We start from the raw sequence: 12,463 nt of genomic DNA on the forward strand, positions 1-12,463 counted from the left end.
AACATTTCGGATCAGGCTAGACAGTTATTGCTGGCTGCCTGATCTTTTTCTTTCATTTAATTTATAGGACAAGGCTTATTTTAAAAATTTTCTCCGCGATAATAGCGTTCCAGTTTGTGATCCAAATGAACAAGCTGCGCTTTTTTTTCCTCGATATCATTCAGCAACTTTTGCTTTTGATCCTCAATTAGCCTGGTTCTTTCTTTCAACGTGGAGGTTCCTTCATTGACCTGATCATAATACTTTTTGATGTCTTCCACACTCATCCCCGTTTCACGAAGGCATTTGATAAAAACCAGCCAGTTCAGATCATCCTCCAAATAAAGGCGGTTATTCTGCTGATTTCGTGCAGCAGGTTTCAGCAGTCCCTTTCTTTCATAAAAGCGGATCGCTCCTATCGAGATATCAACTTTTTTGGCTACTTCTCCAATCGTTAACATGTGAATCCACCTTTTTATAAAAAAAATTTGACCTGCACTAAGTGTAGCATAGTAACTTATACCTTGTTAAATAAAAATCTAATGACGGAAAGAAGGATTCACATGAAAAAAACTGTTTTTGTAACCGGAGCAAATAAAGGAATTGGATATGAAATTGTAAAACAGTTGGGTGAAGCTGGTTGGAAAGTTATCCTTGGCGCAAGGAGTGTCGAACGGGGGGAAGCAGCTGTTTCGGAGTTAACTTCCAGGGGATTGGATGTAGAATTTGTGCAGATCGACATGATTGACATGAAGAGTATCGAACTGGCAGCTGATACGATCTATAAGAAGTATCCCTCAATAAACCTTCTGATCAATAATGCAGGTATGCCTGGTGCATTCTCTCATTCCTTCACGGATACGAAAGAGGAAGACCTGCGGAACGCCTTCGAAGTGAACTTTTTCGGCACGTTCCGTTTGAATCAGCGTTTGTTCCCGTTAATTAAAGATAATGAAGGCACAATCATTAATGTTTCGACCGACATGGCATCTCTGGACCATATGCAAAATGCGGAATTCACTTTAAATGCCTTCGACTATAACTCATCCAAAACGGCCAACAGTGCCATGACTCTTTCCATGGCCTATGAAGTCAAAAACAGCAAGGCTCAAGTCTTTGCAGTCACGCCCGGATTCACTTCAACAGATCTTAACGGCAATGCCGAAGGCGGTAAATCAAAAGAAGCCGGCGCTGCGATTATCGTGCGTTATGCGACAGATGGTAAACGCCATAATGGGGAGTTCCTTGATGAGAATGGCGTATACCCTTGGTAATCCATAAGATAATGGGTATGAGGGGCTAAAAAATTTTGAGTTCATTCTGACTGATTTTGTCTCTTGGATAGCAAGGAATATGAGAATATAACGTCGAATAAGAAAAATGTGTTTGTTAGTTCTAATTTATTAGTTGTATATGAAACAAACATAAACGTAGACGAACATCTTTCTTGTACCAGTTTAAGAGAGCATGTACTGAAAAATCATATTTCTAACAAGTGTATCAATCGGAGGTATATATTTAATGGGGGTTTCATTAGATAAAGCATGTTTAACAGATGCAGTGACTATTCATGAGATGAAAGTTAAATCATTTATGCCTTTGTTGGAAAAATATCAGGATTTTGAAACAAGCCCTGCTAATGAAACCGTAGAAAGAGTTATTACTCAAATCAATCAATCTTTTACAGATTATTTCATAATTCGTCATCTTGAAATTGCTGTTGGTGGAATAAGAGTCGTGAAAAAAGAAAATCAAGTCTACAGTGTTAGCCCAATTTTTATACTGCCAGAACATCAAGGAAAAGGAATTGCTCAAAAAGTCTTTACAATAGTTGAGCAGATATATGATGATGCAAAATCATGGAAACTAGGTACCATCTTGCAAGAGAAGGGAAACTGTTATTTGTATGAAAAGATAGGCTATAAAAAAACAGGTGCAACAAAAGCAATTAACGACAAAATGACAATGGTATTTTATGAGAAGCATTTATAGGCCGTAAATCCTTGAATAAGAGGCTTCAGATTCCTAAGCTTGTAAGCCCGGAAGCCTCAAACCAATTGGACTACTACTCTTCACTCTATTAAACAGATACAAAAAAGAATCCCCCATTCGTTTCTTAATTGAAATGATGGGGGATTCTTCATGGCAATGAAAAGCCGGAGTCTACCTCAATTCAGACATCAGTCTTATATAGCGGCATCAAAATCATAAATTCAGTTCCCACGCCTACCTGACTTCGTACTGTAATTTTCCCACCATACGACTCCACAATTGAGCGGGTAATGGCTAGACCGAGACCTGCACCACCTTGTTTGCGCGAACGAGAACTGCTTGTGCGGTAAAATCGCTCAAAGATATGGGGTAGATGTGCAGGTTCAATACCTGTACCGTTATCCTTTACTGACAATTCAGCCTTATGGTGCGTGGCATACAACGTAATGGAGATGGCTCCATGCTCTGGATCGGTGTGCTGCACCGCATTATGGAACAGATTCAGCACAACCTGCTTCAGCTTATAAGGGTCAGCCAGTATATGGACCGCAGCCGTCAAGTCCAGATGAATGGACCTCAGCTGAGCCATCATCGCAAGTTGGGGTTGCATTTCGAGCAACAGACTGTCCAACTGAATGACCTCACGCTCCTGCTTCGGAGCCTGGTCCAACTTGGTCAGGAGCAGTAAATCTTCAACGAGCTTGTTAATTCGTACCGATTCGCCGTGCATGCTGTCCAGTGCTTTATACAATTGATCCTGATTGGTCGCTGCTCCCCGCTGTAGAACTTCAATGAAGCCGTGAATGGAGGTAAGCGGGGTACGAAGCTCATGGGAAGCATCGGACAAGAAACGCTGCATCTGCTCTTTCGATTCCCGCTCCGCTTCAAACGAGTTCTCCAACCTTTCAAGCATCCCATTAAATGAAACGGCGAGCTGATCCACTTCCTCTTGTCCCTGAACGACGGGAAGGCGTTCTGCAAGGCTGCCTGCATCGATCTGCTGAACTTTATTAACCATGTTGGACAGGGGAATCAATGTCCGGCGTAATACCTTAGTGTATAGAATAAGACCGGCTACCATGGCCAACAGTGATAACATCAGAAAGATCAGAAGCTGTTTAATAATCAAGTCTTTCAGTGGCTTTGTAGCTGTGCCCATCTGGACCATGGGTAAGCCCCGATTGCGTGGACCTGGTGAGGCGAATACAATCAATTGCTCATTCCCTTGACTATCCGTTACGATCCGGTAGGGAATATGTTTTTGTTCTTTCAACTCCGCTGTAATGTCTTGATATTCAACGCTTGATAGATGAGGAGCTTTCAGACCGTCTTCCCCAAAAACATCCTCAAATGTACCTTGATTATCAAACAACGCCAGTGACCGGTCCGGAATAAATAGCACCCGATTGCCAGATCCGTTACCTGCCTGTCCTCCAAAAGGATTGTTGGAAGAGCCACTACGTGACTGGATTCCAAGCCAAACCGGGGGCATGGACATGAGCTGTTCTTGCATGGTTTTTGCCTGATTTCGATACAGAAAACTTTCCATGATCCAGAATTGCAGGATACCGATTAACAATAGCAACCCAGCAAGCACGAACAGAGAACGTGAGAGCAATTGAGAACGCAGTGAACGGGGCCAGATCCATTGGTGAAGACGTCTTAAACGAAGTTTATTTTTCTTAGGCAGTGAGTTCATTAGAGGTCCACCCTATACCCGACACCCCGAAGCGTGCGTATGAGTTTATGCTCTTTGTCCCCGAGTTTGTCACGCAAGGAGCGAACATATACCTCCACAATATTTTCTTCTCCGCCAAAATCATACCCCCATACCCGGCTCAAAATGGTTGCTTTGCTAAGTACGATCCCATGATTAAGCACAATAAATTTTAACAGTTCGTATTCGGTAGGAGATAGCTCCAGGACCTGATTCTGATAGGTGATTTCTTTGCGCTGATCATCAATTCGGAATGGGCCGTGGGTGACGGCTCCTATTAATAAAGGAAATTGATTGCGCAGTCTGGCCTGAATTCGAGCGAGCAGCTCGTCGAAGGCAAAGGGTTTAATCATATAATCATCAGCCCCCAGCCAAAGGCCCTTAACCCGATTCTCGACTTCGTCCTTCGCTGTCAGCATAATAACACCAATCTGAGCTCCGGTCTTACGAAGACGCTCGACCACTTCGAATCCATCCATCTCTGGCATCATGACATCCAGAATAGCCATATGTGGCCTGAATTCAAGTGCCAACTCAAGCGCAGCCGCTCCATCCGGTGCCGTACGCACATCGAAGCCTTCATTGCTTAATCCAAGCTCCAGAAATTGCAAAATATGTGGTTCATCATCAGCCAATAGTATTTTAATTCCGCTGCTAAGCTTCATAATGCGGGGTTCCTCCTTGCTTGCTTCCATCTTAATTCTCCCTCAAGTGAGAGGGACTATATGTTGTATTATCGCTTGCCAAACTGAAATTTAGCTGAAAGGATTATGAATTATCCTCAGACAACATTCAGCGGACACTCATCCCAGTTTTATTTTGACATGTCAGAATAGTAGACATGAAGAACTTTGAAGGAGTGATTAACATTGAATAACACCAAAAGAAGGATGGATTTTGTCCTTCTGCCAATTGTATTACTGGCGGCGTTTTTGAATGGATACGGTATCTGGAACGATCAATATGCCAATTCCTACTATACGACTGCCGTTGGTAGTATGCTCAGCAACTTCCATAACTTTTTCTATGCTTCACTAGACTCTGCAGGCTCCGTCACTGTAGATAAACCACCTGTGGTCTTCTGGATTCAGACGGCTTTTGCCTATGTCTTCGGATTGCACGGATGGAGTGTTATTTTGCCACAGGTATTAGCGGGAATCGGTTCGGTGCTCCTGATCTATTTCATGGTGAAACCTACATACGGTCTTGCAGCAGCACGGATCTCGGCGCTTGCAATGGCGACTGTGCCTGTCGTGGCGGCAGTCAGCCGGACCAACAATATTGACAGCATGCTGGTGTTTACACTACTGCTGGGTTCATGGTTTTTGTTCAAAGGCAGCAAACAAAACAGTGCTTGGCGCATACTGGTTGCCTTTGGGTTAATCGGCTTAGCCTTTAATATGAAAATGCTTCAAGCCTACATGATTCTCCCGGCTTTTTATTTGTTCTATTTGCTCGCATTTCAGGCGAAATGGAGAAGGAAGATCATCCTGATGATCGGCAGTACAGCGGTTCTGGCGGTCGTTTCCTTATCCTGGGCCGTCACTGTGGATTCCATACCCGAAGACGAGCGTCCTTATATCGGGAGCAGTGAAACGAACTCGGTCATGGAACTGGCATTTGGATACAACGGCCTGGCTCGTCTAACGGGTCAGCAGAATACTTCAGGTAACGCTGGTATGCCAAATGGGATCGGACAGGGAAATAATCGTGGCAGTCGTGGGGATTCGACCTCTGCGCCTAATCAGACGGATAGTGGTGTTCCTGGCGCGGGTAGAGATGTCAATGCACCGGATACCGATAATCCAAATGCTTCTGGCACAAACACCATGGGCGGCATGAATGGGCTGAATGGCAATTTCCCGAACGGACAGATGCCAAATGATATGGAAATGCCAAACGGAAGAAATTTTGGCGGTAATGGTGGCGGAGGCATGGGAGGAATGTTTGGAACGGGGGAGAAAGGTCCTTTGCGTCTGTTCCAGACTGAACTGTCAGGTCAAGCTAGCTGGCTTATGCCAGTTGTGCTGCTTGGGTGCATTGCCATATTTGCAGGGTTAAGACGGAGAAATATAACCAACAAGCACAAGGAGGCCTTGTTCTGGTTGGCCTGGCTGCTTCCGGTTGCTGCCTTTTTCAGTGTGGCAGGGTTCTTCCATCAATATTATCTGATTATGCTTGCACCTCCACTTGCTGCGCTGACTGGCGCAGGATTTGTAGCGATGTGGAAATTATATCGTGATCGCACCGGATGGCAGGCCTGGTTGCTTCCGGTGTCCGTACTGCTTACGACGCTGTTCGGCTGGTATATCATGCAGGTGTATGACGATACGATTGGTGCAGGATGGTCGGTTAGTGAATTAATCGCAGGCATTCTGGTTACGGTCATTCTGGTCGTTATGCTTCATCGCACACATCGATGGAAACAGGGCTTCATTATCGCGGGATTCATGGTGATGCTGATTGGTCCAATCTATTGGGCATTCACCCCAATTACTTATGGTGGCAACAGCATGATTCCGGCAGCAGGACCTACGGGTTCCAATAGCATGTTTGGTCGAGCCGGAATGGGCATGCCGATGGGTAACGGTGCAGGAGATACAGAAATGCCTGCAACGGGTGGCCGAGGTGGAATGGGTAACCGTAACGAAGAAGTGGATACAGCCACATTGAATTATCTGAAAGAGCACAATACGGGCGAAACGTATCTCTTCGCCACTACGGACTATAATCAGGCAGCGCCTTATATCATCGATGAGAAGGCAGCAGTGATTACGCTTGGCGGTTTCTCCGGATCAGACCCGGTGTACACCACAGAGGAACTTGAGGAACTCGTCAAGAGCGGGCAAGTGAAATATTTCATGGTTGGTGGCATGGGTGGCCGTGGAGGAAACTCGGAAATTACCGATTGGATCAAAGAACATGGAACCGAGATTCCAACGTCAGAATGGAAGACAGGCACCGACAGCGGATCTATGGATAACGGAGACACCGGAAACAGAGCTGGCTTTGGATTCGGCGGACAGACGACCTTGTACGAAGTGAAATTATAAACTGTAATGAAAATCTCGAACGAAGTCCATTGGAAAAGGGAGGGGACGAACATGGCTCACGCGTACCGATACAGCATTATTATTCCCATGTATAACGAGGAAGCGGTGATCGAAGAGACTTATCGGCGTCTGAAGAAGGTCATGGGCAGCACAGGAGAGAGTTATGAACTGCTGTTTGTCAATGATGGCAGCGTGGATGGAAGTGCACAGATGATTCGTGATTACGCCCGTTGGGACGAGAGTGTGAAGCTGATTGATTTTGCTCGTAACTTCGGACATCAGATTGCGATAACAGCAGGTATGGATTATGCAGCGGGGGATGCCGTGGTTATTATTGATGCGGATCTGCAGGACCCTCCCGAACTGATACTGGATATGATCGCCAAATGGGAAGAGGGTTATGAAGTCGTATATGCCCGTCGCACCAGACGAAGCGGGGAAACTCGTTTCAAGAAATGGTCGGCAAGTCTATTCTATCGTCTACTTCGTGCCTCCACGGATACGGATATCCCGGTAGACACCGGAGACTTCCGCCTCATTGACCGCAAAGTATGTGATGAAATGAAACGTCTTCCGGAGAAAAACCGATTTGTGCGCGGGTTGGTCAGTTGGGTTGGATTTCGTCAGACGGCTATTGAATATGAACGGGATGAACGTCTGGCAGGTGAAACGAAATATCCGCTGAAACGCATGCTGAAGCTGAGCCTGGATGGCATTACGTCATTTTCGCATAAACCGCTCAAGCTGGCAGGATATGTAGGTGCGATCCTGTCGGTAGGTGGATTCATCTACATGTTAACGGTTATTGGTTCAGCCATCTTTACGGATTCTACGATTAAAGGGTGGCCATCTATTGTGAGTATCATGCTGATGTTTAACGGATTCATCCTGATTATGCTGGGCATTCTGGGCGAGTATGTTGGCCGAATCTATGATGAGACCAAGGCACGTCCACTATACATTGTAAGAGACGTGGTTCAGGCCGAGAGTCAGCAAGTGCAATCCCGATTGACAGCCCGAGTCGCTCATCATGACTAAGCGTCTGGTAACAATCTTCAAGTTTGGTATTGTGGGTGTTGCGAATACCGCAGTGGATGCGGCGGTGTTTGCTATACTCGCACTGGTCGGTATGCCGATTCTGATTGCTCAAGGAGTCTCGTACAGCTGCGGTGTTGCGAACAGCTATTGGCTGAACGGCAGGTGGACTTTTCGAGATGCGATGCGAGGGGGTAACGATAGAGCGAAACTTATTCGTTTTCTAATCACCAATCTCATCGTTCTTGCATTATCCGCCCTCATTCTGATGACATTGCACGATGTGTTGGGTTGGAGTCTCGTGATGAGCAAGATCCTGGCGACATTAATGGGAATGGTCCTGAACTATATGGCTAGTAGATATTGGGTGTTTCGTATAGCAGCTTAGCTGCGTGTAGTATGAAATATTAGTTATATGAAGCAAATGAAAGGAGTGTATGATGAAATGCGCATTAAAAAAGCAGTTATTCCGGCAGCGGGTCTCGGAACCCGTTTCCTGCCAGCAACGAAGGCACAGCCTAAAGAGATGTTACCCATCGTGGATAAACCGGCTATCCAATACATTGTTGAAGAAGCAGTGCAGTCAGGCATTGAGAATATCCTCATTGTGACTGGACGTAACAAAAAATCCATAGAAGACCATTTTGATAAATCGGTTGAACTTGAACATTCTTTATATGCCAAGGGCAAACAGTCTTTACTGGAAGAGGTGCAAGCGATCAGCGAGATGGCCAATATTCATTTTATTCGTCAAAAGGAACCGCTGGGTCTGGGGCATGCCATTGGATGTGCACGGCAGTTTGTAGGAGATGATGCCTTCGCAGTACTGCTCGGCGATGACATTATGGTGTCTGATCCGCCTGCACTTGCCCAGATGGTTCATCTCTATGAAAAGACAGGCAGCCAGATCATCGGTGTCCGTCAGGTAGACGCGGCAAATGTGAGCAAATATGGCATTATTGATTCGGCTGGTGCAGAGGACCGGGTTCACCGAGTCACCAATTTGGTCGAAAAACCTTCCCTTGCAGAAGCACCATCCCGAACAGCTGTAATGGGAAGATACATTCTGAAACCTTCCATCTTTCCCATCCTGGATCAGATCGAGAGAGGGGCCGGAGGGGAATATCAGTTAACGGATGCCTTGAAAGAAATAAGTCAGGTGGAGGAGTTGTTAGCTCTTGAACTGAAGGGACGTCGCTACGATATTGGCGATCAATTCGGATATATTCAGGCGATCTTGGAGATCGGATTGATGCGCAAGGAATTACAGCCCATGCTGACATCCTATCTTCAAAAGCTTGCAACCCAGTGGGTATAGGCATTGATATGAAGCAGAGGCCCACATCTGCTGCAACAAGAGAGCCTTTCCTTCGTACATGGTCCTTTCATCGAATCCAGCATTGTACAATGTTTCCAGTAACGCTACAATGAGCAAGAAGTTCAAGTTGCTCTTGGAGGAGTGAGGAATCATGAATGAGACTATCATCAGGGACCTTATTAAGTATATGGACGTCGAGGACAACGCCGCCATTCAGTCCATTCAGACCGAGCATCGGATGAAACTGGGACACTTTTGGGGAATACAGAAAGGTAACCGTGTACTGGAAATCGGGTGTGGTCAGGGAGATACAACAGCCGTGCTTGCACACCTGGTGGGGGAGCATGGGTACGTTCATGGTGTAGATATTGCACCAGAGGATTATGGTACACCGTTGACCGTAGGTGAAGCGGCAGCCAAGCTGCGGAGATCTCCGCTGGGTGACCGAATTCGAATGGATTATGAGTTCGACATTCTAAGTGATCAGGTTAAATTTGCCGAGAATGAGTTTGATGTGATTGTACTATCCCATTGTTCCTGGTACTTGAAATCGTTTGACGAACTCGCCCGGATTCTTAGCAAGGTTAGGACGTGGGGACATCAGTTATGTTTTGCCGAATGGGATGCACGAGTAACAGATGTGAGCCAGCTCTCGCATTGGTTATCCGTTCTCATTCAGTCCCAGGTTGAATGTTACAAGGAGAACAGCTTCTCCAATGTGCGTACGCTTTTTACACCGGAGGATATTCAGGAGCTTGTCACTGCGTCAGGCTGGATGATGAAGGAAGAGATTTCGATCCATTCTTCCGAACTGCAGGACGGTCGCTGGGAAACTGAAATGACACTGACAGAAGCGCCTGAGGAACTAAAACGGCTTCCGATCCCTGACAAAGTAAAAACACTTCTTCTTTCCGAACTGAAATTACTCAGAACACATCATGCGTTGGGCCCTGGGAGTCCACTGGGGACGTATGCCATTATTGCCAACAAACAGTAAGGAAATCACGAATAAATTTCATTAGCCAAAAAAATATGTTTACTTCATCACGGTAATTTTGATATTATAATCGCAATATCAAATGCGACGAAGAGACGAGTAGATAAAAACCATTCTTTCAAAGAGAGCTCCGGCAGCTGAAAAGGAGTAAAGAACTTTTTATTGAATAAAGACTCAGAGCAGCACATCGGAACTTAGCATTAAGGGATGGTGTGACAGGCGCTCCTGTTACAGAGCTAGAGTAGGAAGGTATACAACAGCAACATGGTTGTGTAACCTTTACTTGAAGAGGCGGATATGGTGACATATCAGCGAATCTGGGTGGTACCACGAGAGTTCAATCTCGTCCCTGAGACTATTGTCTTGGGGATGGGATTTTTTGGTTTTTTCGGGGCTGTGACTACACGCTTTGGAATTGCCTGAATAGTGTTTAATAAGAGGAAACTCACACCGAAAGGAAATGATGATTGAATGTCAGCAAAATTGAAAGTTGGTATCGTCGGTGGAACGGGAATGGTAGGTCAGCGTTTTGTAGACCTGCTCGATCAACATCCATGGTTTGAAGTAACAGCTATTTCTGCAAGCGCCAATTCGGCAGGTAAAACATATGAAGAATCCGTACAGGGCAGATGGAAACTCGCAGTTCCTATTCCGGAAGCGGTGAAGAAAATCGTGGTTCAAGATGCTTCGCAGGTCGAAGCTTTTGCCAGCCAGGTTGATTTTATTTTCTGCGCGGTTGATATGAAAAAGAATGAGATCCAAGCGCTCGAAGAGGCTTATGCCAAAACAGGAACACCTGTCGTGTCCAACAACTCGGCTCATCGCTGGACAGCAGATGTACCTATGGTAATCCCTGAGATTAACCCGGGACATCTGGACGTGATTGAAGCTCAACGCAAACGTCTGGGTACCAAAACCGGATTCATTGCCGTAAAACCAAACTGCTCCATTCAGAGTTATGTGCCAGCATTGCACGCCTTGCGTGAGTTCAACCCGACTCAAGTCGTTGCTTCCACGTATCAAGCCATCTCGGGAGCAGGTAAAAACTTTACGGACTGGCCGGATATGCTCGATAATGTCATTCCATACATCGGTGGCGAGGAAGAGAAGAGTGAACAGGAACCTCTCCGGATCTGGGGTAGCATCGAGAACAATCAGATCGTCAAAGCTTCTGCTCCATTGATTACCACACAATGTATTCGTGTACCGGTAACGGATGGGCATCTGGCTACCGTGTTTGTAAACTTCGAGAAAAAACCAAGCAAAGACGAAATTCTGGAGCGTTGGTTGCAGTTCAAAGGTCGTCCGCAGGAACTGGCTCTGCCAAGTGCACCAAAACAATTCATTACGTATTTTGAAGAAGAGAACAGACCACAGACAAAACTGGATCGTGACATCGAACGCGGAATGGGTGTATCGACAGGCCGACTGCGCGAAGATTCACTCTATGATTACAAATTCGTTGGATTGTCCCACAACACGCTCCGCGGAGCGGCAGGTGGTGCGGTTCTGATCGCTGAATTGCTCAAAGCCGAAGGATACATTCAACCGAAATAAGCATCAAAGAATCATGAACAGCAACAGATTTCTGCAAAGAATGATTAGATGAAAACCATCACTTGTTGATGGTTTTTTTTGTGGGCTATATCCGGAAAACGGAGTGGAGTCATGGAGTGGTATGAAATATGTAAAGTGAAACACGCCGACAGGATTGTCAGCGTTATTTACTGCGCAGCTGCCGGGCACGGACTCGAAGCTTCGGATTCAGGAAGAATACGACTCTTTAGCCGAGAAGCCGGACAGCTGCCTTCTTCGTCGCGTTTGGTTTCCCAATGAATAGGATTGGTCATATCCGGGATGCGTTGCTCCAAAATGGCTTGATATTGACGTGCTTTCTCTTCCAAATGAGCAACCCGGCTCTTGGCTTCTTCAAGCTGAATCAGCGCTGCTTCCTTGTATTCCATCATAAGTGCGAATCGCTGTGCAACGGTTGAATCCCCTTCAAGACAGAGATCGACGTATGTTTTAATGTTCTCAATCGGTAAGCCAGTCTGTTTGAGGCATTTGACACCATGCAGCCAGTTGATGGATTCCTCATCAAACACCCGAATGTTATTTTTATTGCGTTGAATGCTTGGAACCAAACCTTTATCCGTGTAAAAGCGTACCGCGTGCTCTGTGAGTCCTGTAAGATGGGCAGCATCCTGAACCGTATACATATGTAATCCTCCTCGTAAAAAATATAATGGAGACCGCTTGACTTCGTGTAACACGAAGGAGCTAGGGTTATTGTAACGCAAGTCGGACGGAAGTGGAACAACTGCTTTTTTTGCTGAATTTCAGCAATACGTGAAGACTTGCGATTCACAATA

12 protein-coding genes and 1 other annotated feature are annotated in these 12,463 nt (G+C 45.8%); of the genes, 8 read left to right on the top strand and 4 right to left on the bottom strand.

What is annotated here, in order from left to right:
* Nucleotides 1-80: 80 nt before the first annotated feature.
* The gene (locus MKY85_RS13330) at nt 81-440 is read right to left on the bottom strand and encodes a MerR family transcriptional regulator (RefSeq protein ID WP_342572853.1); all 360 of its coding nucleotides are present in this window, start codon (nt 438-440) and stop codon (nt 81-83) included.
* Nucleotides 441-542: 102 nt separating this feature from the next.
* Between MKY85_RS13330 and MKY85_RS13335 the strand changes: the two genes are divergently transcribed.
* Together MKY85_RS13335 and MKY85_RS13340 are read left to right on the top strand one after the other, a co-directional pair.
* Complete coding sequence (locus tag MKY85_RS13335; protein WP_342572854.1) at nt 543-1,253, top strand: SDR family NAD(P)-dependent oxidoreductase; 711 nt, start codon at nt 543-545, stop codon at nt 1,251-1,253.
* Nucleotides 1,254-1,500: 247 nt separating this feature from the next.
* The gene (locus MKY85_RS13340) at nt 1,501-1,971 is read left to right on the top strand and encodes a GNAT family N-acetyltransferase (protein ID WP_339242277.1); all 471 of its coding nucleotides are present in this window, start codon (nt 1,501-1,503) and stop codon (nt 1,969-1,971) included.
* Between the two features lie 181 nt (nt 1,972-2,152).
* On the opposite strand, the gene MKY85_RS13345 is transcribed toward MKY85_RS13340, so the two are convergent.
* Nucleotides 2,153-3,670 carry an ATP-binding protein gene (locus MKY85_RS13345; protein ID WP_339260872.1) on the bottom strand — a complete coding sequence of 506 codons (1,518 nt, stop codon included), beginning with the start codon at nt 3,668-3,670 and terminating at the stop codon, nt 2,153-2,155.
* Nucleotides 3,670-4,353 carry a response regulator transcription factor gene (locus MKY85_RS13350; protein WP_342573360.1) on the bottom strand — a complete coding sequence of 228 codons (684 nt, stop codon included), beginning with the start codon at nt 4,351-4,353 and terminating at the stop codon, nt 3,670-3,672. Before MKY85_RS13350 ends, MKY85_RS13345 begins: the two co-directional genes overlap by 1 nt.
* A 225-nt stretch (nt 4,354-4,578) precedes the next feature.
* On the opposite strand from MKY85_RS13350, the gene MKY85_RS13355 reads away from it, so the two are divergent.
* The 6 genes from MKY85_RS13355 (at nt 4,579) to asd (ending at nt 11,648) form a co-directional block, all read left to right on the top strand.
* Nucleotides 4,579-6,741 (top strand): glycosyltransferase family 39 protein, encoded by a 2,163-nt coding sequence (locus MKY85_RS13355; RefSeq protein WP_342573361.1) that lies wholly within the window; start codon nt 4,579-4,581, stop codon nt 6,739-6,741.
* Between the two features lie 51 nt (nt 6,742-6,792).
* Nucleotides 6,793-7,779: a glycosyltransferase family 2 protein gene (locus MKY85_RS13360; RefSeq protein WP_339242280.1), complete on the top strand. Its 987-nt coding sequence runs from the start codon at nt 6,793-6,795 to the stop codon at nt 7,777-7,779.
* Nucleotides 7,772-8,164 carry a GtrA family protein gene (locus MKY85_RS13365; protein ID WP_339242282.1) on the top strand — a complete coding sequence of 131 codons (393 nt, stop codon included), beginning with the start codon at nt 7,772-7,774 and terminating at the stop codon, nt 8,162-8,164. Before MKY85_RS13360 ends, MKY85_RS13365 begins: the two co-directional genes overlap by 8 nt.
* A 57-nt stretch (nt 8,165-8,221) precedes the next feature.
* On the top strand, nt 8,222-9,094 hold the full coding sequence (gene galU, locus MKY85_RS13370; protein ID WP_342572857.1) for a UTP--glucose-1-phosphate uridylyltransferase GalU: 873 nt from the start codon (nt 8,222-8,224) through the stop codon (nt 9,092-9,094).
* Nucleotides 9,095-9,245: 151 nt separating this feature from the next.
* Nucleotides 9,246-10,091 carry a class I SAM-dependent methyltransferase gene (locus tag MKY85_RS13375; RefSeq protein ID WP_342572858.1) on the top strand — a complete coding sequence of 282 codons (846 nt, stop codon included), beginning with the start codon at nt 9,246-9,248 and terminating at the stop codon, nt 10,089-10,091.
* Nucleotides 10,092-10,169: 78 nt separating this feature from the next.
* Nucleotides 10,170-10,445: a binding site (T-box leader), on the top strand.
* A gap of 117 nt (nt 10,446-10,562) precedes the next feature.
* Nucleotides 10,563-11,648 (top strand): aspartate-semialdehyde dehydrogenase, encoded by a 1,086-nt coding sequence (asd, locus tag MKY85_RS13380; RefSeq protein ID WP_074094892.1) that lies wholly within the window; start codon nt 10,563-10,565, stop codon nt 11,646-11,648.
* Between the two features lie 167 nt (nt 11,649-11,815).
* On the opposite strand, the gene MKY85_RS13385 is transcribed toward asd, so the two are convergent.
* Nucleotides 11,816-12,310 (bottom strand): MerR family transcriptional regulator, encoded by a 495-nt coding sequence (locus MKY85_RS13385; RefSeq protein ID WP_339242288.1) that lies wholly within the window; start codon nt 12,308-12,310, stop codon nt 11,816-11,818.
* Nucleotides 12,311-12,463: the final 153 nt, after the last annotated feature.

Source organism: Paenibacillus sp. FSL R5-0749, assembly GCF_038595085.1.
Taxonomy (GTDB): domain Bacteria; phylum Bacillota; class Bacilli; order Paenibacillales; family Paenibacillaceae; genus Paenibacillus.